Here is a 26,368-nt window from a genome sequence, read left to right on the forward strand (position 1 = left end):
GGTTATTACTACATAGGATTGCTAATAATATCGACCGAGTGGTCCTGCAGGCCACTGCCAGAACCGCGAACAGCGAGTAAAATGGAGCTGCCTTACTTTAATAAAGCCTCTTTATAAAGCGTTTTAAATTAAAAAAACAAACAAGTCACTATATTTGTAATGTTACTTAATTTTTGATAATATCATAATTAAGTAACATTATAGTTAGGGGGTATTTCCTTGGAATACGTTGATCCCATAAAGGATATCCGCAAGATTACAGCAATAAAAAGGATTCTTAAAAAGCAATCTTTGCGTGATTTACTATTATTTGTTTTTGGAATTAATACTGGTCTCCGTGTCAGTGAACTGCTCTCTTTGCGGGTGGGTGATATCTGGGAAGACGGGAAGTTCAAGGAGTTCCTTTATATAAAAGATACAAAGACTTCGGAAGAGAGGGCTTTTTACCTCAACCAAAATGTGAGAGAAGCTGCGAAACATTATTTAGAAACCTTTGATTTCTCTACGGATGATTATTTATTCAAATCCAAAAAAAATCAGCAGCCAATCTCAAGGCAACAGGCATACAGGATTATTAATTGTGCAGCTAAGGAAGTGGGGATACCGGGGAAAATCGGAACCCATACGTTACGGAAGACATTCGGTTATCATGCCTATCGAAAAGGGATTGCTATTTCAATCCTGATGAACATTTATCATCATCATAGTCCTGGTGAAACATTACGGTATTTGGGGATCGACAAAAATGAAAAACTTCCTGTCAAAGTTGATGTGAATCTATAGGTATAACAGACTCCAGTTTCCTTAGAAAAGAAAAAACCCCCACATTTTTTGTGGAGGTGTCACATCATAAAGTTTCTTTGACATAGTTATCAGTCACGGTTACTTGCAGTGTTTTTTGGTTTTTCATAAATTTAAAGATACCAGTATTGAAATCAGTACCGATTTCTTTAAAGAAGATACCCTCAAATTCACTTTTCTTTGTATGTTCAAAGCTCAGCCGATAATGATTGTCTTCTTTTTCGAGATAGGCACGTACGCCTTTTTCGTAAAGGCCGTCTGGGTCATCTCTCAATGCCCGAGCGACGGATATTATATGAATGTCAACAAATGGAATATCTCGCAACAAAGTATTTATAATCGAACCTTTAGCAATCTGTTCCCAACGGCTTTGTGCTGTTTGACCAAGGATGATCTGTGAAATTTGTTTTTCACGTGCGACATCCGCTATTACTTTTGCAAACGGTCGTTTCTCATTATCTTTCAAAATGAATTCCTCTGCTTCCAATTCCTCGGCGAGCTGACGCCATCTCTCAATACTTTCGGATTTCTCAGCGTCTAGTTCATCAAAAGGACTTGGGTCCACTGTCAAGATATACAGGGGACAATCCAACATGTTGGCGATTTTACTGCCACGCTGGATCAAGCGATCACCATTGGGGCCGTAATAGACACACACAAGGATGCTTTCGTCCATTCGGCTTTTGCATTTTTTCATTAAAAGTTCACCTCTAAATAGATGGTAGTTCATTGGACTATTACGAATATAGCCTATGCCAGATTTTCAGTCAATTATTATTACACAAAATAGCGTAAATATTTCTAATATAAAAAGGGTTCGTTGGATATATCGTCACTTTTGTGTGTGCGTACAGTATTCTATGATGAAGGGAGCGCGAGGACATGATTAATTTAATGATTTTATTACCGTTTTTCTTTGCGGTTCTGATACCTTTCCTCTATAGTATGTTCAATAAAAAATTACATATAGGCTGGTTTGTTCTTTTTTTGCCGGTCATCATCTTTATCTCCTTGTTACAGTATATCCCAATTACAACTGCGGGGAATACATTGACCAGTGAATTTAAATGGCTGCCATCGTTTGGGATTAATTTCACGGCCTATGTCGACGGATTGTCCCTCTTATTCGGCTTGTTAATCACAGGTGTTGGATCGCTTGTCATTTTGTACTCGATTTTCTATATGTCCAGGGCTCGGGAGGAGCTGCATAACTTTTATGTATATTTGATGTTGTTTATGGGGGCCATGCTGGGAGTTGTTTTCTCGGATAATGTTGTCGTACTATACGTGTTCTGGGAACTGACCAGTATTTCTTCTTTCTTGTTGATTGCTTATTGGTACCAACGGAAAAAATCCAGAGAAGGAGCACGGAAGTCGATGCTGATCACCATTTTCGGTGGATTATCTATGTTGGCTGGTTTGTTGCTCCTTTCCATCATCACCGATACATATAGCATCCGTGAAATGATCTCAAAAGCCGGTTCATTGCCGGAGGATGTTCTCTTTTTGCCTGCGATGATTTTAATTTTACTGGGAGCTTTCACTAAATCAGCTCAGTTTCCGTTTAGTCTTTGGCTACCTGATGCGATGGAGGCACCGACACCAATCAGTGCTTACCTCCATTCGGCTACAATGGTTAAAGCCGGCATCTATTTGGTGGCTAGGTTAACCCCTTTGTTTGGCGGTGATGCAGTTTGGTTTTGGACGGTATCCTTGGTCGGAATTGTAACTTTATTATACGGATCCTGGAATGCAGTTCGTCAGAAAGATCTAAAGGCCTTGCTCGCTTATTCGACAATTAGTCAGCTCGGTTTGATCATGAGTCTACTAGGATTGGGGTCTGCTGCCATTTATTTTGGCTATGGCGATGAATCGAAAGTATATGCGATCGCTATTATGGCGGCTGTATTCCATTTGGTTAACCATTCAACCTTTAAGGGAAGTCTGTTCATGGTTGTCGGAATCATTGACCATGAGACAGGAACCCGGAATCTGCAAAGGCTGGGTGGGTTAATGAGCCTCATGCCGATTTCTTTCACGATCACTATGATTGGAAGTTTCTCTATGGCAGGATTACCGCCATTCAATGGATTTTTGAGTAAAGAAATGTTTTTTACCGGCGTGGTGAATGCTTCAGGGATGGACATTTTCGGGATGGAAAAGTTCGGCATGATATTCCCTGTTGTTGCTTGGATAGCAAGTATCCTAACGTTCGTCTACTGTATGATTATGGTCTTTAAGACGTTCACTGGAGAACATAAACCTGAGATGCTGTCAAAGGCTGCTCATGAACCGCCCGTCGGTATGCTGATTCCGCCTGCTATATTGGCGATGTTTGTAGTGCTGATATTCTTCTTCCCCAACATTTTGGCAAAATACATTTTAGATCCTGCCCTTATATCAATCTTGCCGGATTATGCGGCAGCAGGAGGGTTGGGTAAGGAGATTAGTGCTTGGCATGGTTTTAATACAGAATTATTGATGACAATCGGTGTCGCATTAGTTGGCCTATTGCTATACAAGCTGCTGCCTAAGTGGATCAGGGTATTCAGCTGGTATCCGCAAAGCCTGACGTTTAACAATATATACAATGAGTCTTTGCTGCTTATGGAATCGATATCTGCTTATGCAACGAAGAAGTACATGACTGGATATACACGTGATTACCTAGTTTATATTTTTGCGTTTTTTATTTTCATTGTTGGTGGTTCTCTGTGGCTGTTCAACGGTTTTGCTTTCGATATGTCTAAGGATTCACCGGTGAGCATTTATGAAGCTGTGATGGTCATTGGTATGGTGGTGACCGCTTTAATCGCACTGTTTTCCCAGTATCGACTGACATCGATTATTGCTGTTGGTGCCCTTGGATATCTAGTGTCTATTCTTTTCGTTATTTTTCAGGCACCCGATCTGGCGCTTACGCAATTGGTTGTAGAAACAGTGACAGTAGCTTTATTCCTGCTGTGCTTCTATCATTTGCCGGAGTTTCGAAAAGAAGTAAGTAAAGTTCGTTTCAAATTCACCAATATGTTGATTTCAGTTGGAGTGGGGTTGACGGTAACACTATTGGCCCTTTCCGCCAATGGAACCCGTTTGTTTGAAACGATTTCTGGGTATTTCGAAGATTCCTATACGCTTGCCGGAGCTAAAAATATAGTGAACGCGACCTTGGTTGACTTCAGGGGACTTGATACGATGGTCGAAGTGGCGGTCCTGTGTATTGCAGGATTGGCTGTCTTTACATTAATCAAGGTCAATGTTACAGGGAGGGATAAAAAATGAAGCCTAATGATATTTTATTGACGGCCGTAACAAAAGTTGCAGTATTGATTATCCTCACCTTTTCCATTGATTTGTTCTTCTCGGGGCATCACAACCCAGGAGGAGGATTTATTGGAGGGTTGGGAATTGCCAGTGCACTAGTACTCATGTATTTGACGCTTGGGACGGAAGCGGTCAATAAGATTATTCCTGTGGATTTTAAAACAGTGGCTGCGGTAGGGGTACTAATTGCAGTTCTTACGGGTGTCGGTTCATTTCTGTTCGGGGTTCCCTTTCTTTCCCAAACATACGGTTATGTTGATTTTCCGATTTTAGGTAAAACGGAACTAGCTACCGCGCTTATATTTGACACTGGTGTAGCGTTAGCTGTCATTGGTTCAGCTGTGACAATCATCCTGAGCATAAGTGAGGATCGATAATTATGGAAACAGTCATGTGTATACTTGTAGGTATTTTCTTCACAATTGGAACATATATGGTCTTATCCAAAAGCCTGTTGAGAATCATACTTGGAACTTCGGTGATAGGCCACGCTGTCAATCTTTTAATCTTAACAATGGGGGGATTAAAGACCGGGGGTCCGCCATTGTTAGGATTGAAAAGCACTTCCTTTACGGACGGGTTGCCACAGGCGCTCATCCTGACAGCGATTGTTATTAACTTTGCAGTTACAGGTCTTTTTCTGGTGGTTGCCTATCGTAGTTACCGAGTCTTGGGAACTGACGATATGAATGAATTAAGGGGAAATGAAGATGAATAATATAATCATTCTGCCGGTCATTATTCCGCTTATCGCGGGACTTATCATGGTCATATTCAGAAAAAACTTATATGCGCAAAGATCAATTGCTCTTCTGGCAATTCTAGCCACGGGAATGGTTTCAGTGCTAATGGCTATGAAAGTAAAGGTGGAGGGCATACAGGTTCTGCAGGCAGGGGGATGGGCGGCTCCTTATGGAATTAGCCTTGTCGCCGATATGTTTGCGGTCATTCTGTTGATTATAACGGCATTTGTGTCTTTCTGTTGTTTGCTTTACGCCTTTTACACAATTGGAAAGATAAGAGAGAAAAATTTCTTCTATCCACTGTTCCTGTATATGATCAGCGGTGTGAACGGATCTTTTTTGACCGGAGATATCTTCAATCTATTTGTCTTTTTCGAACTGATGCTGATTTCCTCCTATGCATTGATTACACTTGGCGGGGAGAAAAAACAGCTCAGGGAATCAATCAAATATATATTGATTAATGTCATGTCATCCTTCTTTTTCCTTGTGTCCGTTGCCTACCTATATGCTGTAACAGGTACGTTGAATATGGCGCATCTGTCTGTCCGTGTTGCGGAAGCGGGACAAAGCGGGCTGCTGACGACCGTTGCGATTTTACTGCTCATGGTTTTCAGCCTGAAGGCCGGTCTCTTGCTATTTCATTGGTTACCAGGATCATATAGCGTTCCACCTACAGCAGTGGCAGCAATCTTTGCGGCTTTGCTCACCAAGGTTGGAATTTATGCTATTTTCCGTATGTTTACATTGATTTTCTATCATCAACCGGAAATCACCCACTTGTTGATCGGAATCCTAGGGGCAGCGACAATGTTACTCGGAGCAATCGGTGCGGTCTCGAGATGGGATATAGAAGGAATTTTGACCTACAATGTTATCATTTCTGTCGGTTTGATTATGGCCGGACTTGCTGCCTTCACCACAGGCAGCATCACAGGATCCATTTTTTATCTTGTGCATGACATCAATGTGAAAGCACTGATTTTTCTAATCGGCGGTACAGTTATTTACCTAACTGGCACTGCTAAATTAAAGGAAATCAGCGGCTTGATCCGGACTCATCCGTTTCTTGGCTGGATGTTCTTTGTCGCAGCCTTGGCGTTGGCAGGTATCCCACCTTTCAGTGGTTTCCTCGGGAAGATGCTGATTACAAAAGGTACCTTTGAAGCCGGAGATTATTGGCTGGGGGCAATTGGGTTACTATCAAGCTTGTTAGTGCTATATTCTGTTATGAAAATCTTCATGAATGCATTCTGGGGTGAGACAAACCTAAGTGAAGAAATGGAGAAAGGGACAACAAGAGGGGTTATTATACCAATTACGCTTTTGACGGCTGCAACAATTTTTCTGGGATTGGGTGGAGAAATAATCTCATCTTATATCCAGTTGGCTGCCGAAGGCTTGATGAACCCTGATTTATATATCGATGCGGTTTTAGGAGAATAGTAGCTAGTCTATAAACAAAAAGGGGTGGTCGTTGTGCCCGTTCAAGTCTTGCTTAATATATTCATTGGTTTCTTATGGATGCTCTTGCAGGATAAATGGAGTTTCCCTTCGTTCTTTGCCGGATATCTAGTGGGAATCGTTATTTTGTTTTTTGTGCGTCGCTTTTTCAATAAATCCTTCTACATGGGGACATTTCTCTCTATATTAAAGTTGCTATTTGTATTTCTTAAAGAGCTCGTTTCTTCTACGGTGCTTGTTCTGAGGCAGGTCACACGTAAAAAAATAGATGTTCAGCCGGCGGTTTTTGCCTTAAAGACAGATCTGAATGGAGATTGGGAAATACCATTGTTGGCTTTGCTATTATCGCTGACACCAGGCTCCGTGGTATTGGAGATTTCGCCGGACAACAAAACATTCTATATTCATGCCATGGACTTGAAAGAATCTAAACAAGCGATTATTCAGGCAAAAATGAGCTTTGAAAAGGCGATTAAGGAGGTTACACGATAATGTTTGAAAAAGCCATGACTGTAGCGCTATTCATTTTAACGTTATCCATTCTCATTTCCATCTATCGCCTCTATAAAGGTCCATCTATGCCAGACAGGGTTATGGCACTGGATTCAATTGGAATCCACTTAATTTCAGGTGTGGCTATTTTTTCTGTACTGTTCAAATCCCATGCCTTCTTGGACATCATATTGTTGTTAGGGATCCTTTCTTTTATCGGGACTATCGCGTTTGCGAGATTCATAGAAAGGGGTGTGGTCATTGAACGTGGAAATGATAAGTGAGTGGATTGCTGCTGTCTGTATTCTTACGGGGACAATCTTAACGCTTCTAAGTGGTGTAGGGCTGATTAGGCTTCCGGATGTTTATACACGATCACATGCAGCTTCAAAAAGTACAACACTTGGAGTACTATTCATCCTTCTGGGAGCATTTCTGTTTTTTTTAATTGGTGAAGGATATGTTAGTATACGGCTGCTTCTCGGAATATTCTTTGTATTCCTGACTGCTCCGGTAGCAGGCCATATCATCTGCCGGGCAGCTTATCGCTCAAACGTAAAACTTACCGACCGTACAGTCCGTGATGATTTGAAGAAATTATTGAAGTCTAAATGAAAGATAGTTGAACTGCCCACTAGAGGTTAGACTAAATCTAACTTTTATGGGGCAGTTTTAATTTGGAAAAAAAGCGATAGGATGTCTATTCAATTCAAACATTGAAACTATGGTATATTGACAGTACATAGTTAGTAAAGGAGTTTAGAAATATGGCAAAAAGTGTAGTCATTGCTGAAAAACCTTCCGTTGCCCGTGATATTGCGAATGTACTGAAATGTACAAAGAAGGGCAATGGATTTTTCGAAGGAAACAAATATATAGTTACTTGGGCATTAGGGCATTTAGTTACTTTAGCTGATCCTGAAGCTTATGATAATAAATATAAAACATGGAATCTAGAAGATCTTCCTATGCTTCCAGAACGTATGAAATTAGTTGTCATTAAACAAACTGGAAAACAGTTTAATGCTGTAAAAGCACAATTAAGTCGCGGTGATGTGAATGAAATAATTGTGGCTACTGATGCGGGAAGGGAAGGAGAATTAGTTGCACGTTGGATTATTGATAAAGCAAAAGTCAATAAGCCAATCAAGCGCCTATGGATATCTTCTGTAACAGATAAAGCGATAAAAGACGGATTTAATAACTTAAAACCTGGCAAATCGTATGAAAATTTATATGCTTCCGCAGTAGCACGCTCAGAAGCAGACTGGTATATCGGTTTAAATGCAAGTCGTGCATTAACAACTAAATTTAATGCACAATTAAATTGTGGTCGTGTCCAAACACCAACAGTTGCTATGGTAGCAGCACGTGAAGATGAAATCAAAAACTTTAAACCGCAAACTTATTATGGTATTGAAGCGCAAGCTGATGGGCTTAAATTAACATGGCAAGATGTGAATGGTAATAGCCGCAGTTTTAATAAAGAAAAAATAGATGCAATTGTTAAATCACTTGGATATAAAGATGCGAATGTAGTTTCTATTGAACGCAAAGCAAAGAAAAACTTTTCACCTGCCTTATATGATTTAACAGAACTTCAACGTGATGCTAATAAGATCTTTGGCTATTCAGCTAAAGAAACACTGAATATTATGCAGAAACTATATGAACAACATAAAGTACTAACATATCCACGTACTGATTCACGCTATATATCATCTGATATTGTCAGCACCATTCCAGAGCGCTTAAAGGCAATCGGCGGTAATGAGTATCGTAAGTTAGTAAATAAGATTATAAATAAGCCTATTAAGGCGACGAAGGCCTTTGTTGACGACAGTAAAGTCAGCGACCACCATGCCATCATTCCAACGGAAGGCTTCGTTAACTATGCTGCCTTTAATGATAAGGAACGTAAAATTTATGATTTGGTCGTGAAACGGTTCCTCGCTGTTCTATTTCCGGCCCATGAATTCGAGCAATTAACAGTCCATGCGAAGATTGGCCCAGAGTCCTTTATCGCCCGTGGTAAAACAGTGATTCAGCCAGGCTGGAAGGAAGTCTATAACAATCGTTTTGAGGAAGAGGAATCTGGCGATGAAGTGAAGGAACAGTTACTTCCGAAAATCAATAAGGGTGACAAATTAGCAATTACGATAATATCGCAAACTTCAGGTCAAACTAAGCCACCTGCGCGTTTTACAGAGGCTACTTTACTGTCAGCGATGGAAAACCCTACGAAGTACATGGAAACAAAAGATAAAAAGCTTGTAGATACGATAAAGATAACTGGGGGGCTTGGTACAGTTGCAACCCGTGCAGATATTATAGATAAATTATTCAATTCATTCTTAATCGAAAAACGTGGTGGAAAAGATATATATATTACTTCTAAAGGACGCCAGTTACTTGATTTAGTACCGGAAGAATTGAAGTCGCCAACTACAACAGCAGAGTGGGAACAAAAACTTGAGCTAATCGCTAAAGGGAAAATGAAAAAGGCTGTGTTCATTAATGAGATGAAAGAGCATACAAAAGAAATTGTGGCAGAAATTAAAGCCAGCAATAAAAAGTATAAGCACGACAATATCTCCACAAAATCCTGCCCAGAATGCGGGAAACCAATGTTAGAAGTAAACGGAAAGAAAGGCAAAATGCTTGTCTGCCAAGATCGCGAATGTGGTCATAGAAAGAACGTGTCACGTGTCACTAATGCACGATGCCCTCAATGCAAAAAGAAAATGGAACTCCGTGGCGAAGGTCAGGGCCAAATATTTACCTGTAAATGTGGATACCGTGAAAAATTATCTGCTTTTGAAGAGAGACGTAAAAAAGAGTCTGGCGGAAAAGTGGATAAACGAACTGTACAAAAGTACCTGAAACAACAAGAAAAGGAAACGGAGCCTATCAACAATCCATTTGCTGATTTATTAAAAGGAATGAAGTTTGACTAGAGAATTAAGTTGATTTTTCAAAGTCAAAAATGCCTATCCTAATTTCAGAGGATAGGCGTTTTTGTTAAAAATCAGGAGACTGGTGAAGATCAAGTGGTACTAGTTGAATTAACGAGCCTTTACGAAGAAGACAGTTCAAAAGTTTCATTTTGTATTGATGAAGAATATACAAACTATATTTTTACCCTATATTGGAATAACCATCACATTTTGGATTAGTTTGATTTGTTTAAATTGTTTGTTAATTAGGAAACGGTATGTTACAATAAAACAGCAAAAAGGTTTGAAGATCAAAAAAATTTTTACAGTCTTTAAGTACATGCTTAGACAGAAAAGGTTTTTCTGGTTTTCTACTTTTAAAATTTTCACTAAAAGTTAGGGGGCCAAAAAAATGGTCGGAAAAGTAAAATGGTTTAATGCAGAAAAAGGTTTTGGTTTTATCGAGCGTGAAGATGGTGACGATGTATTCGTACACTTCTCTGCTATTCAAGGTGAAGGATTCAAAACTCTTGAAGAAGGTCAAGAAGTTGAATTCGAAATCGTTGATGGAAATCGCGGACCACAAGCTGCTAATGTAGAGCGTATCTAATTAAATTTAAAACCATCGGGTACAATCCTTTTCGGATTGTACCCTTTTTATATTGGCAAGCAAATAAAGCATAAGTTTCGCCTGGATGGAGCAGATTAATTGAGGATACAGTCTGATATAAATCAAAGGGCGGAATAGGATATGAAAAAAGCAGCAGCGACAAAAAATCAAGAAAAGAAAAAACTGCAATGGTGGCAGCTTTCCCTTATAGGGATAGGCTGTACAATTGGAACCGGCTTTTTCTTAGGTTCCGGATTAGGAATCAGGCTTGCCGGCCCATCAATATTAATTGCGTTTATACTTGCCGCTTGTACGACATATATCGTATATGAGGCTTTAGCAAAGATGACGGAAAAAGATCCTCAAAAAGGGTCTTTTCGTACATATTCCCGTAAGGCGTTTGGACGTTCTTTTGGGTTCTTAAATGGGTGGGTTTACTGGTTTTCAGAAATGCTTATAATGGGAAGCCAATTAACAGCCCTGTCCCTGTTTTCTAGGTTTTGGTTTCCTGAATTTCCTTTATGGATATTTGCAGCCATCTACGGAGCACTTGGACTGATTGTTATTATTATTGGGGCAAAGCTGTTTGAACCGATGGAGAATGTCAGTGCAATCGTTAAAGTATCCGCAATTTTAATGTTTGTCATTATCGTGATCCTTGGCTTGTGTGGTGTGATTGATGGAAAAGAAACACTTGATTTTCCTTCAACGGTTAAGGAGGTTTTTCCTACAGATTGGAAGAAAACTTGGTCATCTCTCGTTTTTGCTTTTTTTGCCTTTGGAGGTATTGAAGTTCTAGGTATTATGTCTATGCGATTAGAGAAAAAAGAGGATGCTCCAAAAGCAGGGAGAGTCATGATTCTAGCATTAACCGTCATTTACATCATATCCCTAGGCTTAGTCGTAATGCTGTTGCCATGGGATAAGGTTAATCTAAAAGAAAGCCCGTTTTTAACGGTCTTGAGTTATTATCCATTTAGGTTCATTATGCATCTTTTTAATGGAGCTTTGATAATTGCCGGTTTTTCAACAATGTCGGCTTCACTTTTTTCTGTTGCAAATATGCTGACGACCTTAGCTGAGGATCGAGATGCCCCGAAAATATTGGGAAAAAAAGGGAAGTTCGCAATCCCTCTGCCTGCTTTTGCTGTAACAGTGACTGGTTTGCTGATCTCTATCGTTCTGTCGAGAGTGATGCCGGATAAGGTCTATGAATACTTTACGACTGGTGCGAGTTTACTCATCCTGTACAATTGGATATTAATCCTGTTGACGTATTCCAAGCTCGCTGACCTAAAAACAAAGGATAAAATAAAACGAACTATAGGGCTTGGGCTTATTTTGCTGGCTATTGTTGGGACGGTCATTGAAAAGGACACAAGAATGGGCTTTTTCGTAAGTCTAGCTTTTGTTTCTTTTGTAAGCCTGATTACAATTATTATGGCTATTATTCGAAAACGAAAACGGCCTTTAACAAGGCGAAGAATCCATAACTAACGATTAAATTAGGGATTGAACCCCCATAACTCCAAAATAGATCCCAAAGCCAACTAAGGAAATTCCAGATATGATTGAAATTCCCGCTAAGAGTTTATTGGTTAAATAGCGCCTAAATATGGATGCCATCATCGCCATTGAGTAGTCCCAAATTAATATCCCCAAAAGGATGGCCAAGCTGTTAATGATGATTTGCTGAGGAGATAAGTGACTTACGGTTTTAGCGAGTACAGATCCATAGATGCCCAGCCAAAAAAGAATGGACAATGGATTTAATAGCGACATAAAAAAGCCAGAGCGAAAGGAACGAGTGATATCCTTGTTCCGTATATTGCTTTGGTTTTTTTTATGATAAACAGCAACCAGACTCTCTACTCCGGAATAAGTAAGAACGAAAGCACCAAATAGCCAGAGAAAGGTTTGGATTAGAGGAACTTGCATATATTGAGCCAACCCGGTATAAACAACAAGCATATAGCAGATATCGGCTAGTATAGCGCCCAGACCGAATACCCAGGCATTTAAGAATCCATGCCTTAAACCAATTTCCATTTGTGCAGCATTAATTGGTCCGATAGGAGCCGATAAGGAAATTCCTAGATAGACATATCCCAATAATCCATACATACAATTTATACCTCCATTTTAATTGCTCAAATTATCATATGCATGTATACAGGCTTGTACGACAAAAAAGAATAGTTTAAGGAAACATAAAAAAGAGGCATAAGCCTCAAATGGCTCATGCCCAAAAATATGTCAGAATTGATAAAAGAACGGATGTAATAACCATTGTAAGCAAGGGAAGGCTTGCTCGTTTCTTAAGCTCTTTTAAATCAATCGTTAAGCCTAGCCCAGCCATAGCCATCGAAAGTAGAAAAGTGGTCAGCATGGCAATGTAATCATATAGGTATTCAGGAAACCAGGATCCAGCAAGATAAGTTCTAAAAATACTTAAGGCCAGAAATCCTAGAAGAAACCATGGAAATGGAATGGAGGATTGGCTGCCAGCGCCTTGTTTACGTTTCATCCAGAACACTAATACAAAACAGAAAGGAATCAATAAGAAAACACGACATAATTTAGCTAATAAAGCCATTGTAACAGCAGCTTCCCCAGCAGGCTCAGACGCTAAAGCTACATGAGCCAATTCATGTAAGCTAAGTCCGGACCAAATTCCATATTCAGTAGGTGTTAGGGGGAGAATCGGAATAAGCATCGTATAGGCGACTGAAAAAATGGTACCAATCAATGCAATCATCCCGACGCTCATCGCCGTGTCCTCTTCTTTTGAATCCACTATAGGTGAAACCGCTGCTATAGCCGCTGCGCCGCATATTCCTGTCCCTGCACCAAGCAGAAAAGAAATCATTGGATCAATTTTCAGCCATTTGCCAAGCAATACCATGAGGGCTACAGAGAATACGATACAAATCAGAGCTTTACCCAAAAGGCCAAGACCTTCACTAAAAATAATCTGCATATCTAATTTCAACCCATATAAAATAATGGCAGCACGTAAGAGAATTCTTGCTGAAAATTGAACACCTGTCCGTAAATTTGTTGGATAGCTGCGAATGTTACGATACAGGATGGCGAGCAAAATACTGCATGCTAATGGCCCTATGTATTCAAAAAACGGCAATTCGGCAAGGACAAATCCAAGCAGTGCCAATAAGGCCGTGAAGCCTATACCTCCCCAAAATGATAAAGGAGATTGAGTTTGTTTAGTCATAGTAGTCACTCCTAATTCTTTCATCACTAAATTTGAAAACAGGCATTATGTATGCGTAGAATATATGTATATACATAGCCAGGTTATTGTAAGTTATGGCAATAGCTTCCATGAAGCCACTTCCTTAGTTTAATATTCTTAGACTTAATAAAAAAGAGATAACACTCAATTAATTAATTGTATGTTTATCCAATACAGGATCTTTTATACAAAAAGCTGAGGCGACTGCCCAGCTCCGACAAGCATAAGGAGAGGCTCGAAGGCAGGCGAATTAAGGAACAAAGACTAAGAACGCCACATCGTGTGGCAACGTCTTTGTGATCAACGTCCTGTTGACCTCCGTAGAGGCTATCCTTATGACCTCGAGGAGCTAGGAGCCGAAGCTAGATTAATCAAAAAGCTGAGGCGACTGCCCAACTCCGACAAGCACGGAGGGAGAGCGCTTTTCCTCTACTGCAGCAGCTACACTTATGACTCGAGCGGTTAGGCCCTGAAGGTGGATTAAACAAAAAGCTGAGGCGACTGCCCAGCTCCGACAAGCATAAGGAGAGGGTCGGAGGTAGGACGCTTTTCCTCCATTTTAACAGATACACTTATGACTCGAGTGGCAAGGCCCTAATAGGTGAGGTGGAAATGTGGATTATATTGACCGTTTAAAACAGTTATTTGAGAATGAAAAGAATGAAGAACAAGCAGTTGCAATGGCACGTTATATGAAAAATCAATTTCCTTTTTACGGGATTAAAACCCCGGAAAGAAGAAAGTGTATGTCTGTATTTTTTAAGGAAACCGGTATTCTTGCTATGCCGCTTTCACATGAATTTTGCTTAAAGCTTTGGGATATGCCGGAAAGAGAATGGCAAAATGCAGCACTTGATTACCTCGCTAACTATATTGGGAAACTGGAAGTAAAGGATTTACCGTTGTTAAAAACATTAATTACAACAAAATCATGGTGGGATACCGTAGATATGATTGCCTCTAAGCTGGTTGGCAATTTGGTATTAAGAAATCCTGATTTAATAGATACTATCTTGAATGATTGGGTAATAGATAATAATATGTGGCTACGTAGAACAGCAATCCTCTTTCAACTTTCCTATAAAGGTCAAACAAATGAGAGAATCTTATATGACTACATATTGAAAAATGCGGATAGTAAAGAATTCTTTATTCAAAAAGCGATTGGGTGGGCACTGAGAGAATATTCAAAAACGGATCCGGAGTCTGTGAAGAACTTTATAAAAAAAACAGAGCTTGCACCTCTCAGCAGAAGAGAAGGTAGTAAGCATTTTCTAAAGGGGGAACCTGTATGAAATGTATAGCAACCGATATGGATGGAACATTACTGAATGAACATCAGATGGTAAGTGACGAGAACCGAAAGGCCATGGAGGCAGTAAGAGATAGTGGGGGACAAGTAATTGTTGCTACGGGCCGATCTTATAAAGAAGCAAGGTTTGCACTTGATGAAATTAACTTTCACTGCCCTATTATCAGTTTAAATGGAGCAGCTGTTTATAATCAGGAAGGCAGTTTGGTAGATTCCAATCCGATGAAGCAAGAGAGCTTAGTGGAGACAGTTAAGCTTTTGGAAGAAATGGGTCTTTATTTTGAAATGTATACAAACAGGGGGACATTTTCCAAAAACCCCGAAAAGGCTATTGATTCACTCGTCGATATCATCTTGAGTGCCAATCCCGATCAGGAAGAAGAAAAAGTTCGTGAATTTGCTGAAGGCAGAATTAAATTTGGATTCTTATTTGCGACAGATGATTACTTCCAGCTAATTAATGAAGAGGATATCGAAATATACAAAATACTAGTCTTTTCCTCTGATAAGAGTAAATTAAAAAATACGGGCACAATCCTTGGAGAGATGGAAGGACTAACGGTCACTTCATCCGGTAAAGGGAATATCGAAATTAACCAGAGTGGTGTTTCTAAAGGCATAGCTTTGGAGAAATTGCTAAAAAAATTACAAATCCCACTTGAAGAAACAATTGCTGTTGGAGATAACTTTAATGATGTATCTATGTTTGAAAAAGCGGGACTGTCCGTTGCTATGGGTAATGCATCCGATGAGATTAAGGGGCTTTGCAAGGATGTCACCTTAACAAATGAAGATGATGGTGTCGCCCATATCATTTATAAGCACATCGTTCAAAAATAATTTTAAAAATTAGGTATAGATGGGCCAGAATATGGCTATCATAGTACTACAATGAAGTTTTCCAAAGTATCCCCCCCCTTTTTTTTGAACCGCCTTTAGTAATGAAGGCGGTTTTTTTTATGCAAAAAAAGCCGTCATTAGTATGACAGCTTTTCTAAATCCTAATTCTTATATTTTTTCAGGCCATTTATATGAATAAAATCTTTCAAAGAAAAGGCGGCTTTCAAGCTCTTTATTCTTTTGGGCGAGTAATTCAGGCCAACCAGCCATCATCGCCTCGGTTTGAGAGCGGTGGGCAGAGATTGCCTTTAGTTTAGTCTCAATTACATCTTGAATATTATTTATGATATCAGGCTCTCCAAGGACATCCTGATGGTTGTTGGAAAAGGCTACACAATGAAGCTTCGGTCTTTTTTCAGGATTGATTTTAGAGACTGCCTGTACAACAGCTCTTCCGCAAGCCTCGTGATCTGGATGGACGCTGAATCCTGGATAGAAAGTAATAATAAGAGAAGGGTCAAGCTCATCAATAAGCTTGGTCATTTGATTGGCTAACCACTCTTCATTTTCGAATTCAACAGTTTTATCGCGCAGTCCCATCATACGTAAATCTTTAATATCCATTATTTGTGCAGCGTCTATTAATTCTTTCTTACGGATTTTCGGGAGGCTTTCCCGTGTTGCAAAAGGAGGATTTCCAAGATTACGACCCATTTCACCAAGCGTTAAGCATGCATAGGTAACGGGAGTACCAGCTCTTGTATAAGAGGCGATTGTTCCGGAAACCCCAAATGCCTCATCATCAGGATGAGGGAATATGACTAATACATGTTTCTCTTTATCCATTTTTATCCCAACTCCTTGTTATTTATCAAACGGGGCAGTACTGATTTCAAAAGCGACAGCCAGTCTTCCGCTCTGGTCGAGTCCAGCCATTAAAAGGCGGCCAAATTCATCGATTTCATAATGGGTAATCCCTTCAGCGTATACCCAGCCTTCCTTCATCCTTAATCCCACGCGATAAGGACCGTCTCCGATAATTTTACCTTCTTCAAAACAAATAGAAACATTGCGGATAAACGCACCTGCTGAGAAGAATGATTCGTCATTATGAGTGGCATAAGCGCCGTTTGTTGTCTCTAAATGCAAATAAACCTGTAAACCGGCATATGATTGCAGCGCTTTTTGTGAATCAAGCAGGTCAATTGGCTTCATTAAGATTACCTCCTATATAAAAAGGAACACATTAGTTTCCTATTAAAATGGTGTTGTATTAATTATGATACTAAAGTATCTGAAAAATTGCTAAAAATGGTGATGGAAAAAAGCTGTCCTAAATTTCGGACAGCCTGTTATAAAAAGAAATTATTTATATGTACGGTAAGCACCATGCATAACCGGTCCAACAAATTCATTTAGCTTCCAGCCATGTTCAATAGCAGCTGAGATAAATTCCTTTGCAGTAGCCAAGGCTTCTTCAACCATTTTCCCTTTAGCCAGCTCAGCAGTAATTGCTGCAGCAGTTGTACAGCCGGCACCATGGGTATAAGTAGTCGCAAACTTTTCGGATTCAAGGATGGTATAGTCTGTTCCATCATAAATCAGGTCAATTGCTTTATCTTGCCCATCAAGTTTAGTGCCACCCTTGATAAGGACGTATTTTGCCCCTTGATCATGGATAATCTTTGCAGCTTGCTTCATTTCATCAATAGTCGTGATGGGTCCAATCCCGGATAATTGCCAAGCCTCGAAAAGATTTGGTGTTACAACCGTAGCAAGAGGGAGAAGTAATTCTCTCATTGCCACTGTATTCTCAGGCATTAACACTTCATCTGTACCTTTGCAAACCATTACAGGGTCAATGACGACTTTATCAAGTCCATATTCTTTGATTTTCCGTGCAGCCAGTTCAATAATATCAACAGTGCCGAGCATCCCCGTTTTCATGGCATCAATCCCTGTAGAAAGGATTGTATCCAGTTGTGCCTCCACAGTTGAAACATCAACAGAAAATACATTGTGAGACCAGTTGTTTTTAGGGTCCATCGCAACGATTGAAGTAACAGCAGTCATCCCATAAACGCCAAGCTCCTGGAATGTTTTTAAATCTGCTTGAAGTCCTGCCCCGCCACTGCTGTCTGATCCAGCTATTGTCAATGCTTTTTTTAGACTCATCGGCCTATCCTCCCTCAATATAAAACTTAATTTAGTTATACTTTATAATACATACCAAAACAATATGTATGGAACAAAACTGATGCTGTTAATTGTATACATAATCCGTGAACCATAAACATCTAATTACCATTTTGTGGTATTTTATCACGGATATAAACCGGAAGTATACAGTAAGAGTTTATAGAGCTAAGAACTCATATAGTAATGATACTATAAGTGAAAAATTGAGGATAACAATAACGCTTATATGATAATTAAGACATAGTACAGCGCTGCTAGCTACTTACCCAAAATCTGATCCTGGCAGATAAGAATGGACAATGATTGATTGTGTGTAATAACATCAGATGGATATTTACGAATGTGATGTGATTAGAGGGTATTAAAAAAGGGCTCAAGGAAGGGAGAACCCATCCTTAAGCCCTTTTTATGCTGTGTCGGTTACATAATTTTTGTATTATCAATATCACTTGCCTGGTTCGAAGTAACAATAACAATTTTGTGGTCATCAAGGTCTTTTTCATATTGTTGTGCTTCTAACTCAGATAATCCAAGTGATTGAAGCTTGCTGCGCAATTCGTCACCGCGTTTTTTGAACAGATTTCCTACACTTTCAAAGAAACCTTGTTCACCAATACCAATGTTGCCTGTATCCGTAGCATCAGTTAAGTCCTTCGAAAACTCTTTGTTATGGGAAAACAGATAAACATTCTCTTTTGTAAAACCCTCAGCTGCAAGTTGTTCAACTTTCTCTTTAGCTTGAACTGAATTTTCTACTACAAAAACTTGATACATCTTGCATCCACCTCGATTTTTGGATTTTAATTTAAAATGTAGTTACAGTGTTTATATAACCTATTAAAAAATCTATAAACATAAGTTGAGTAGGGTAAGAGAGTGTAAGAGGAAAATATTGTTCGAAATATAATAATTTCTGAGTATATAAAGGAGTGGATTGGATGAGTTACCAAATTTTACAGAATGACTGGCTGGAGTATTTACAGGATGAATTCAAACAACCGTATTATGTAGTACTGCGTGATTTTATAAAAAAGGAGTATGAAAACGAGATTGTCTATCCAAAGGCTGAAGATATCTATAACGCTTTGCACTATACTGATTTTAAATCCGTCAAAGTGGTATTGCTCGGGCAGGATCCTTACCATGGACCCAATCAGGCTCATGGATTGAGTTTCTCTGTACAGCCTGGAGTCGCTCTCCCGCCATCACTGCGAAATATTTTTAAGGAACTAAATGATGACTTGGGAATTCCAGTCCCTAACCATGGATATTTGAAAAGTTGGGCGGATCAGGGGGTACTTTTGTTAAATACCGTTCTGACTGTCAGACAGGGAGAAGCCCATTCACATAAGGGGAAAGGATGGGAGCGATTAACAGATAAAATAATAGAGACATTGAATGAAAAATCAGAACCGGTTGTTTTCCTATTATGGGGAAAACCAGCACAATCCAAAATTCATTTAATTGATCAGAAGAAACATCACATCATTACCTCGGTTCACCCGAGCCCGCTATCTGCCCGTCGAGGTTTCTTTGGAAGCAAGCCATTTTCTAGAACGAATGAGTTTCTCAGACAAAATGGGTTAGAGGAAATCGACTGGTCCATTCCAAATTCATGAGGTTGTGAAAAATAGATTCCTTGGCGAAGTTAGGATAGAATTGAATAAGAAGAGATGAAGGTAAGAGGTGTGAATCTGTGGAAATAACATCAGAAAAGGTATTGGACAAAATGGATGAACTGATTCAGAAGGCTAAAATGGCGCCTGCTGAAAAAAGGAATGGTTACCTAATTGCAGTTCAAAGCTTAATCGACTTGGTCATAAGTGATCATACCAAGGCGGAAGGACAAACCGTGAAGAAAACTGTTCCATATAATCCAATTCAGCAAACGAATCCAACTGTCTCTCTTCCGCAGGAGGAACCAGTTAAGATGGAGGATGCAAACGGGGATTCACTGCTTGATTTTTAAACGCAAAGGAGAAAACGAGGATGAAAACATTTATTATTATAGCAGCCATTAATGCTGCGATGTCCGTGGCATGCGGTGCATTCGGAGCTCATGGGCTGGAGGGAAAGATTTCTGAAAAGTCTCTGGCGGTCTGGAAAACAGCCGTTCAGTATCAAATGTTTCATGCAGGTGGATTATTGGCAATCGGATTGCTGTGGGATCGATTATCTTCACATCAATTGTTAAATTGGTCAGGCTGGCTCATGTTAGTTGGAATTATCCTCTTTTCTGGAAGCCTATATGTACTCAGTGTAGCAAGTATTGGTAAGCTAGGTATTATAACGCCGTTTGGCGGTGTTGCATTTATTGCTTCATGGGTATTAATGATTGTAGCCGTTTATAAATATTCATAATTTGCTAGATTTATAGAAAACCGCTTATGTCTGACATAAGCGGTTTTTCTATGTACTATAGTGATGAATGGTTCATCAAATTTCTTTATTCTCGAAATGTCTACCCTTCATCATTAACGAGACGAGTTACCAAAAGGATAGGAGTACTCGATTTCTTCATCAAAGGTTACATAATCGAGATAAATCAATGGTAACAGGTAGCGCATACCAGTTTGAGGATCACTTAAGATTACATGATCTCGACCGGCTGCTTCGATAATTCCTTTGAATAGTCGGGTATTGCCATCTTTACTTCCTTCAAATGTCATATATACCGAAGCGAGTTTACCACGATTCAAGCGCAGAATATTTTCGATATAGGATTGTTCTACGAATTGACCCGGAGCAAGCGACGGAGATGTTTGTAACGGTGACCCACCACCACCTAGAGTATATGACTGCGCCGGAAAGGGCAGTTGTTGTTGCTGTTGTTGTGGCTGAAACTGTTGTTGTTGCCCCATGCCTGTTTGTCCTGCCATATAGGGATTATAAGGGACTTGATATCCTCCTCCGTACGGTTGCCCGCCCCCGTATGATTGTGAACCCGGTTGTTTCATAAAATGACTCCTCCTCTGTTAAACAATAGTTTTCTAAAAAACTGTTGGACAATCAGCCTGTGTCGGTGAAAAGAAACAATGTGATTTGTATCGCCCGGAATTATATTGACCATACCATTGGGCCGGGCAGCTTCCTTCTGGTCTGAAGAACCAAAGGGAGTTCGTGGCCGGATTAAAACGTTCCCCGTTGACGACTCTTCTAGCCAGCCTGATTTCACTCTCTCTTGCACGTTGATAAAAGTATCCTTTTTGTGTCGATTCAAATCCACCGGGGTTTTGGAACACCATTTGAGGAATCGATCGGATATTCACAAAATCCAAACATTCACCACGAACTCTGTTGACGCCGACATTGCCGACTAATAGCATGCCCAAGTTTCCTTCGCCCTCAGCTTCCGCTCTCATTAATCGGGCGAGAACTTTTATATCCTCCTCAGTAGCTTTTATAACTGCCATGCTTGAAGCACCTCTTTTCGATAGGTCATTTCATGATGTGTTGTTGATACGTAAAAGGTATGCTCACTATAGAAAATTATGCAGGGGGAGACCGGCTTATGATAAAAAAGGATATTACTTAATCCATTTCAATAAGAGCAGCAGAGAGATTGCCTTATATTGTGGAATTTATTATTCACATAATTTTTTTTATAAAGAAATTTAAAAAGGTTAGCTGCCCGGAGGTATTTATGAAAAAAATCATGCTGTTATCGTTTTTATTTATCGTTATATCTTCCTCAAATGCTCAGGCATTAAAATGGGCATCAGTCTTTGTTGTTTGGGAAGGGAAGGTTTATGAAGTTAGAGAAAACGAAATGATTGAAGATCATGAGATTGGAATGAACATAGGGGAAGTGGATACTGAAGCAAATGACGAGACAGGCAGTTATTGGGGAAATGCTTCAAACCTTTATCCGAAGGGGACAGAGTATTATGAAATAAAGGGGACACCGGTATCCACTGCAATTGCAGTAAAAGATGATAAGCGGTGGGTCAAGGCTGTTTATGATTATGAAGCTCCATTCCATATAATGAATATTATTACTAATTTCTATTTCATAGCTGCTGTTATCATGATTATTTTGATAATCTTAGCTATCATCTTTCAAAATTACAAGTCTAAAATTCCTCGATAATTCATTTCTGTGTAAATAAATAAAAAGTAGTGTGTTCTGGGTATTCACAACCTGGACTATTAAAGCGAAAATCCTGGTGCTTAGACAACAAAAAAGTGCCCTATCCACCATGTATAATGGCTTTTAAAGGCACTTCCTTTTATCCTATTTAAACATGTAAAAATTCGCTGATACGTTCAGGTGTAAGGATATTTCCAACAAAGAAGGAACCAAATTCACCGTAACGGGCACTCACTTCATCGAAACGCATTTCATAAACCAATTTTTTAAATTGGAGAACGTCATCTGCGAAAAGAGTAACGCCCCACTCATAATCATCGAATCCTACGGATCCAGAAATAATTTGTTTAACCTTGCCAGCATATTGTCGGCCAATCATTCCGTGAGAATACATAAGTTTTTTACGATCCTCCATCGGAAGCATATACCAGTTATCATTGCCTTGACGACGCTTGTCCATCGGATAGAAGCAAACATGCTTAGATGTCGGCAAGATCGGGTATAGTCTGGAACGAACATGAGGATTCTGATATGGATCTTCATCTGAATCAGAAGGCAGATAATTACTTAGCTCAACAACAGATACATAAGAATGTGCCGGAATTGTGAACTCTGCTAATTTAGTTTTATTAAACTCTAATTCAAGTGCATTTAATTCTTCCATTGTTGGGCGTAAAAGCATCATCATAAAGTCTGCTTTTTGTCCGACAATTGTATAAAGAGCATGACTGCCTTGGTTTTCATTCTGAGTTTTATTCCATTTTTCAACCAATCCCAGGAATTCATTGATGGCAGTGGCGCGTTCGTCTTCAGGTAACATTTTCCAGGATAACCAGTCAATTGTACGGAAGTCGTGTAAACAATACCAACCGTCTAATGTTTTAGCTGCTTCACTCATACTTATCATCTCCTACATAACATTTCGTTCATGCCATTTACTATATCACAATCAATGGAATATTTTCTTGAATCAAGTCTTCAATAAACTTGTCGATATTTTGACATACCGCTATAATTTTAAAAAATAAGGCAAACCTATTAAATAATTCATCATAAAGGTGTATTCTAGGTAGAGTGACATTTTGAGGAGGACATAAAAAATGAGTAATTTATTTACAACTTTAAAAGAAAAAGTTTCTGGCAATCAATTGCGAATTGTATTCCCAGAAGGAATGGATGAAAGAATTCTTGAAGCAGCCGGAAGATTGGCAGCTGATAAAACAATCATTCCAATCTTAGTTGGAAATATTGATGAAATCACAAAAAAAGCGAAGGATATGAATATTTCTGTAGATAATATGGAAATTTACGATCCTGCTACATATATTATGATGGACGAGCTTGTGACAGCTTTCGTTGAACGTCGTAAAGGTAAAGCGACTGAAGAACAAGCACGTAAAATCTTACTTGACGAAAACTATTTCGGAACAATGCTTGTATATCTAAATAAAGCAGATGGTTTGGTCAGCGGTGCTGCGCATTCTACAGCAGATACAGTACGTCCTGCATTGCAAATCATTAAAACAAAAGCAGGCGTTAAAAAGACGTCTGGAGTATTCATCATGGTTAAAGGTGATGAAAAATACGTATTTGCAGACTGCGCAATCAACATTGCTCCAGATAGCCAGGATCTTGCTGAAATTGCAATTGAAAGTGCTAGAACAGCGCGCATGTTTGATTTAGATCCACGTGTTGCAATGCTTAGCTTCTCCACAGTTGGTTCTGCTGTATCTGAAGAAACAACAAAAGTGGCGGATGCTGTTAAGCTTGTAACGGAGATGGACCCACAATTAATCGTAGACGGAGAAATTCAATTCGACGCAGCGATTGTTCCATCTGTTGCTGCATCTAAAGCTCCTAACTCTCCACTTCAAGGTTCTGCAAATGTATTTGTATTCCCTAGCCTTGAAGCAGGTAATATTGGATATAAAATTGCACAGCGCCTTGGCGGATTTGAAGCAGTTGGACCAATCCTGCAAGGTCTAAATGCTCCTGTGAACGACCTATCCAGAGGATGTAACGCAGAGGATGTATACAACCTTGCACTGATCACAGCTTCTCAAGCTTTGGTAAAATAAGTTTATAAGTGACCTATGGCGCCTTTTGGCGCCTATTTTTTTATAGATGGAGAGAGGTAAGATGAATTTATTACAACAGGATCGCTGGAGAATCATTGACCATAGTCAATCAGGTATGCATACACGTGCCATTCAATCATTTGCGATTGACGATACATTATGCGCTTCAGTTGGAGCTGGGAACTCACCGGTTACCGTACGGGCTTGGGTTCATCAAAAAACAGTTGTGATGGGTATACAGGACGGTAGGCTCCCGATGCTGAAGCAAGCTGCTGATTTCCTGCATGAGAAGGGCTATGACTGTATTGTCCGAAATTCAGGCGGATTGGCCGTTGTATTGGATGAAGGAATTTTGAACCTGACGCTTGTTTTTCCGGAAAAAGACCGGAAAATAGAGATTAATCGCGGATATGACGCTATGTGGGAACTGATCAAGTACATGTTTCGAGACTTTGATAATGAGATTAAAGCGGGTGAAATCGTAGGCTCTTATTGTCCGGGAAGCTATGATTTAAGCATTGATGGCAAAAAATTTGCCGGTATCTCTCAAAGGAGAATCCGTCATGGTGTAGCAGTACAAATCTACTTGGATATCAATGGGGATGCTGAACAAAGAGCCGCATTAGTGAGAGATTTTTATAAAATTGCTCTAAATGGGACTGAGACGAAATTTGTTTACCCTACTGTGGATCCAAAAGTTATGGCTTCCTTATCTGATTTGCTCGGTGTCGAGCTGACTGTCAATGATGTAATGCTACGCTTAATGAAGGCATTACAGGATCATTCCGGGCAGATTGAGATGAATTCTTTGACGGAAGCAGAAATGCCACTATTTGAATCCTATTTAGAAAGAATGCAAGACCGCAATGCGAAATTGGCAATCGATTAAATCTTTCTATTGTTTTAGAAGGGGCTGTCAAAAGTAGTATCTTATATGCTTGAATGAAAGTGAGAATGGTTTGATAGTACAGATGAAAGCCGGCTCTTATGAAGGAGCCGGCTTTTTATATTTATTCTGCGATTTTTTCTAGATTTCCATTACGATCCATCTTAAATTTAGTAGCTTGTCGGTCATCTTCATCCAATAAAGCTAATTTACGGGCACGATTCATAATATTCATGAGTGTTTCGTAGTCTTCCTGAATCGTAACGGTATTTTCTTCAACATTATCAAGCTTGTGCTGCAATTCTTTATTTGTATTTTTCAGTTCCCTGATTTCAAGGCGCAATCTTTCATTTTCAGATTGTAATGCTTGCAGTTTCAGGCTGTTTGTATCATAAGATTGTAAGAATACAATAACATCGTCCATCGTCAAAGCCGGAGTCTTGTATTCTTCCAGCACTGGAAATAGGCTTGTTTGCTCAAATGTTTCAGTATCTTTTTGTTCGGTGGAAATATCCATGTCCATCAATTCATCTTCCATTGCGGTAGTCACTGTTTCAAAGTCTCGTAAAGATGGAGTCGGTGGCTGGTATAGGATTTTCTTTTTGCCGCCCTGATCCTTTCCAAGCAATCTTTGGCGTTGTTTACGCTGTTTACGGGCAAGCTGCAATGCTTTCTCATAAGTATGTCTTACAACCGCATTCCATCTAAATCCACAAGCAGCTGCGGTACGGTTCAATTTATCTCCAACTTCGTCAAATGCATTCAATTGGGTACTGCCTTCGCGGACGTGTCTTAAAACAGTTTCTGCTAGTAATAAATCATTTTCTTCAGTCCATGCATCTTGTCTGATTTTCATGATCTGCAACTCCCTTTTCTATAAGATTTAAAATAAATTTGCAAATTATGGTTCTAGCATGGACAAAAAGAACAAAGTTTATACAGGTTACTAGATTTTTTCATTAACCTAATAGATATTTAGCCGATTCTTGCAAATAGGGGAGCCGGAGTGATACAATACGCTTTAGTCCCAAGAGGCTCACAACTAACAAAGAGTCAAATTTTTTGGCAAGAAAGGATAGGCGGTCATGTCGAACGAATTTAGAGTATGTGACGACTGTCAGGCTACAAACCTAAAGACATTGCTACCAAAACTAAACAAGCTCGATCCCGATGCAAAAATTGAGATTGGATGCCAGTCCTACTGTGGACCTGGACGCAAAAAATCATTTGCGTTCGTCAATAATCGTCCAGTAGCTGCACCAACAGAAGATGAATTAATTGAAAAAGTAAAAGCTAAGATAAAATAAATAAAAAGTCGCTCCTCTAAAAGTTCAAATTTT

The 26,368-nt window shown here is 39.5% G+C and carries 31 protein-coding genes; 20 read left to right on the forward strand and 11 right to left on the reverse strand.

Translation table 11 applies throughout. The features are described from left to right. The first annotated feature begins 219 nt into the window (after positions 1-219). A complete protein-coding gene (locus AC4D4B_RS07270) occupies positions 220-783 on the forward strand; it encodes a site-specific integrase (protein WP_490995103.1) in 564 nt (187 codons plus the stop codon). 64 nt (positions 784-847) lie between these two features. On the opposite strand, the gene AC4D4B_RS07275 is transcribed toward AC4D4B_RS07270, so the two are convergent. Beyond that, positions 848-1,498 (reverse strand): universal stress protein, encoded by a 651-nt coding sequence (locus tag AC4D4B_RS07275; protein ID WP_066109492.1) that lies wholly within the window; start codon positions 1,496-1,498, stop codon positions 848-850. 185 nt (positions 1,499-1,683) lie between these two features. Between AC4D4B_RS07275 and AC4D4B_RS07280 the strand changes: the two genes are divergently transcribed. From AC4D4B_RS07280 to AC4D4B_RS07325, 10 genes are all read left to right on the forward strand, one after another. Beyond that, positions 1,684-4,083, forward strand: coding sequence for a Na+/H+ antiporter subunit A (locus tag AC4D4B_RS07280; protein ID WP_490999542.1), 2,400 nt, complete (start codon positions 1,684-1,686; stop codon positions 4,081-4,083). Beyond that, positions 4,080-4,502 carry a Na(+)/H(+) antiporter subunit B gene (locus tag AC4D4B_RS07285; RefSeq protein ID WP_490999543.1) on the forward strand — a complete coding sequence of 141 codons (423 nt, stop codon included), beginning with the start codon at positions 4,080-4,082 and terminating at the stop codon, positions 4,500-4,502. The genes AC4D4B_RS07280 and AC4D4B_RS07285 overlap by 4 nt, the downstream gene beginning before the upstream one ends. Positions 4,503-4,504: 2 nt before the next feature. Next, positions 4,505-4,843: a Na(+)/H(+) antiporter subunit C gene (locus tag AC4D4B_RS07290; protein ID WP_490995100.1), complete on the forward strand. Its 339-nt coding sequence runs from the start codon at positions 4,505-4,507 to the stop codon at positions 4,841-4,843. Further along, complete coding sequence (locus AC4D4B_RS07295) at positions 4,836-6,314, forward strand: Na+/H+ antiporter subunit D (protein WP_490995099.1); 1,479 nt, start codon at positions 4,836-4,838, stop codon at positions 6,312-6,314. Before AC4D4B_RS07290 ends, AC4D4B_RS07295 begins: the two co-directional genes overlap by 8 nt. Positions 6,315-6,347: 33 nt before the next feature. Further along, positions 6,348-6,824 carry a Na+/H+ antiporter subunit E gene (locus AC4D4B_RS07300; protein WP_490995098.1) on the forward strand — a complete coding sequence of 159 codons (477 nt, stop codon included), beginning with the start codon at positions 6,348-6,350 and terminating at the stop codon, positions 6,822-6,824. Next, positions 6,824-7,108 carry a Na(+)/H(+) antiporter subunit F1 gene (locus AC4D4B_RS07305; protein ID WP_066109471.1) on the forward strand — a complete coding sequence of 95 codons (285 nt, stop codon included), beginning with the start codon at positions 6,824-6,826 and terminating at the stop codon, positions 7,106-7,108. The genes AC4D4B_RS07300 and AC4D4B_RS07305 overlap by 1 nt, the downstream gene beginning before the upstream one ends. Then, complete coding sequence (gene mnhG / locus AC4D4B_RS07310; RefSeq protein WP_217491087.1) at positions 7,086-7,439, forward strand: monovalent cation/H(+) antiporter subunit G; 354 nt, start codon at positions 7,086-7,088, stop codon at positions 7,437-7,439. Before AC4D4B_RS07305 ends, mnhG begins: the two co-directional genes overlap by 23 nt. Before the next feature lie 152 nt (positions 7,440-7,591). Then, positions 7,592-9,781 (forward strand): DNA topoisomerase III, encoded by a 2,190-nt coding sequence (locus AC4D4B_RS07315; protein ID WP_490999544.1) that lies wholly within the window; start codon positions 7,592-7,594, stop codon positions 9,779-9,781. Between the two features lie 391 nt (positions 9,782-10,172). Then, entirely contained in the window at positions 10,173-10,370 is a 198-nt protein-coding gene (locus AC4D4B_RS07320; protein ID WP_066109465.1) for a cold shock domain-containing protein, read from the forward strand. Between the two features lie 141 nt (positions 10,371-10,511). Next, positions 10,512-11,867 carry an amino acid permease gene (locus AC4D4B_RS07325; protein WP_139892064.1) on the forward strand — a complete coding sequence of 452 codons (1,356 nt, stop codon included), beginning with the start codon at positions 10,512-10,514 and terminating at the stop codon, positions 11,865-11,867. 3 nt (positions 11,868-11,870) lie between these two features. On the opposite strand, the gene AC4D4B_RS07330 is transcribed toward AC4D4B_RS07325, so the two are convergent. Further along, positions 11,871-12,494, reverse strand: a complete 624-nt coding sequence (locus AC4D4B_RS07330; RefSeq protein WP_066109461.1) for a LysE family transporter — start codon at positions 12,492-12,494, stop codon at positions 11,871-11,873. Positions 12,495-12,609: 115 nt separating this feature from the next. Then, positions 12,610-13,602 carry a YeiH family protein gene (locus AC4D4B_RS07335; RefSeq protein WP_490999545.1) on the reverse strand — a complete coding sequence of 331 codons (993 nt, stop codon included), beginning with the start codon at positions 13,600-13,602 and terminating at the stop codon, positions 12,610-12,612. 635 nt (positions 13,603-14,237) lie between these two features. On the opposite strand from AC4D4B_RS07335, the gene AC4D4B_RS07340 reads away from it, so the two are divergent. After that, positions 14,238-14,918, forward strand: a complete 681-nt coding sequence (locus AC4D4B_RS07340; protein ID WP_490999546.1) for a DNA alkylation repair protein — start codon at positions 14,238-14,240, stop codon at positions 14,916-14,918. Next, entirely contained in the window at positions 14,915-15,775 is an 861-nt protein-coding gene (locus tag AC4D4B_RS07345) for a Cof-type HAD-IIB family hydrolase (protein ID WP_490995093.1), read from the forward strand. The genes AC4D4B_RS07340 and AC4D4B_RS07345 overlap by 4 nt, the downstream gene beginning before the upstream one ends. Before the next feature lie 168 nt (positions 15,776-15,943). Here AC4D4B_RS07345 and bshB2 read toward each other — a convergent pair whose 3' ends face one another. From bshB2 to AC4D4B_RS07365, 4 genes are all read right to left on the reverse strand, one after another. Continuing rightward, on the reverse strand, positions 15,944-16,621 hold the full coding sequence (gene bshB2, locus AC4D4B_RS07350) for a bacillithiol biosynthesis deacetylase BshB2 (RefSeq protein WP_490999547.1): 678 nt from the start codon (positions 16,619-16,621) through the stop codon (positions 15,944-15,946). 18 nt (positions 16,622-16,639) lie between these two features. Then, complete coding sequence (locus AC4D4B_RS07355) at positions 16,640-16,990, reverse strand: YojF family protein (protein WP_066109446.1); 351 nt, start codon at positions 16,988-16,990, stop codon at positions 16,640-16,642. 150 nt (positions 16,991-17,140) lie between these two features. After that, positions 17,141-17,950: a pyridoxine/pyridoxal/pyridoxamine kinase gene (pdxK, locus tag AC4D4B_RS07360; protein ID WP_490999548.1), complete on the reverse strand. Its 810-nt coding sequence runs from the start codon at positions 17,948-17,950 to the stop codon at positions 17,141-17,143. Between the two features lie 444 nt (positions 17,951-18,394). Further along, positions 18,395-18,748: a YflT domain-containing protein gene (locus tag AC4D4B_RS07365; RefSeq protein ID WP_066109441.1), complete on the reverse strand. Its 354-nt coding sequence runs from the start codon at positions 18,746-18,748 to the stop codon at positions 18,395-18,397. A 164-nt stretch (positions 18,749-18,912) separates the two neighbouring features. On the opposite strand from AC4D4B_RS07365, the gene AC4D4B_RS07370 reads away from it, so the two are divergent. From AC4D4B_RS07370 to AC4D4B_RS07380, 3 genes are all read left to right on the forward strand, one after another. After that, a complete protein-coding gene (locus tag AC4D4B_RS07370) occupies positions 18,913-19,593 on the forward strand; it encodes a uracil-DNA glycosylase (RefSeq protein WP_490999549.1) in 681 nt (226 codons plus the stop codon). Between the two features lie 77 nt (positions 19,594-19,670). Beyond that, positions 19,671-19,943, forward strand: a complete 273-nt coding sequence (locus tag AC4D4B_RS07375) for a DUF5327 family protein (RefSeq protein ID WP_140461906.1) — start codon at positions 19,671-19,673, stop codon at positions 19,941-19,943. A 20-nt stretch (positions 19,944-19,963) separates the two neighbouring features. Further along, positions 19,964-20,335, forward strand: coding sequence for a DUF423 domain-containing protein (locus AC4D4B_RS07380; RefSeq protein ID WP_066109432.1), 372 nt, complete (start codon positions 19,964-19,966; stop codon positions 20,333-20,335). Between the two features lie 113 nt (positions 20,336-20,448). Here the strand turns inward: AC4D4B_RS07380 and gerQ are convergent, their stop codons facing one another. Together gerQ and AC4D4B_RS07390 are read right to left on the reverse strand one after the other, a co-directional pair. After that, positions 20,449-20,931, reverse strand: coding sequence for a spore coat protein GerQ (gene gerQ / locus AC4D4B_RS07385; protein WP_490999550.1), 483 nt, complete (start codon positions 20,929-20,931; stop codon positions 20,449-20,451). Between the two features lie 33 nt (positions 20,932-20,964). Further along, positions 20,965-21,387 carry a cell wall hydrolase gene (locus tag AC4D4B_RS07390; protein ID WP_490995088.1) on the reverse strand — a complete coding sequence of 141 codons (423 nt, stop codon included), beginning with the start codon at positions 21,385-21,387 and terminating at the stop codon, positions 20,965-20,967. A 230-nt stretch (positions 21,388-21,617) separates the two neighbouring features. On the opposite strand from AC4D4B_RS07390, the gene AC4D4B_RS07395 reads away from it, so the two are divergent. Continuing rightward, positions 21,618-22,064, forward strand: coding sequence for a hypothetical protein (locus AC4D4B_RS07395; protein WP_490999551.1), 447 nt, complete (start codon positions 21,618-21,620; stop codon positions 22,062-22,064). 148 nt (positions 22,065-22,212) lie between these two features. Here the strand turns inward: AC4D4B_RS07395 and hemQ are convergent, their stop codons facing one another. Beyond that, positions 22,213-22,962: a hydrogen peroxide-dependent heme synthase gene (gene hemQ / locus AC4D4B_RS07400; RefSeq protein WP_490995086.1), complete on the reverse strand. Its 750-nt coding sequence runs from the start codon at positions 22,960-22,962 to the stop codon at positions 22,213-22,215. A gap of 202 nt (positions 22,963-23,164) precedes the next feature. On the opposite strand from hemQ, the gene pta reads away from it, so the two are divergent. Both pta and lipL read left to right on the forward strand, forming a co-directional pair. After that, on the forward strand, positions 23,165-24,142 hold the full coding sequence (gene pta / locus AC4D4B_RS07405) for a phosphate acetyltransferase (protein WP_490995085.1): 978 nt from the start codon (positions 23,165-23,167) through the stop codon (positions 24,140-24,142). Positions 24,143-24,203: 61 nt separating this feature from the next. After that, positions 24,204-25,031 carry an octanoyl-[GcvH]:protein N-octanoyltransferase gene (gene lipL / locus AC4D4B_RS07410; RefSeq protein ID WP_490995084.1) on the forward strand — a complete coding sequence of 276 codons (828 nt, stop codon included), beginning with the start codon at positions 24,204-24,206 and terminating at the stop codon, positions 25,029-25,031. Positions 25,032-25,152: 121 nt separating this feature from the next. On the opposite strand, the gene AC4D4B_RS07415 is transcribed toward lipL, so the two are convergent. Next, positions 25,153-25,884 (reverse strand): RsfA family transcriptional regulator, encoded by a 732-nt coding sequence (locus AC4D4B_RS07415; protein WP_066109416.1) that lies wholly within the window; start codon positions 25,882-25,884, stop codon positions 25,153-25,155. Between the two features lie 229 nt (positions 25,885-26,113). On the opposite strand from AC4D4B_RS07415, the gene AC4D4B_RS07420 reads away from it, so the two are divergent. After that, positions 26,114-26,335 carry a YuzB family protein gene (locus AC4D4B_RS07420; RefSeq protein ID WP_066109413.1) on the forward strand — a complete coding sequence of 74 codons (222 nt, stop codon included), beginning with the start codon at positions 26,114-26,116 and terminating at the stop codon, positions 26,333-26,335. Positions 26,336-26,368 lie beyond the last annotated feature (33 nt).

The sequence above is a fragment of the Pradoshia sp. Z6_59 genome, from assembly GCF_058267515.1.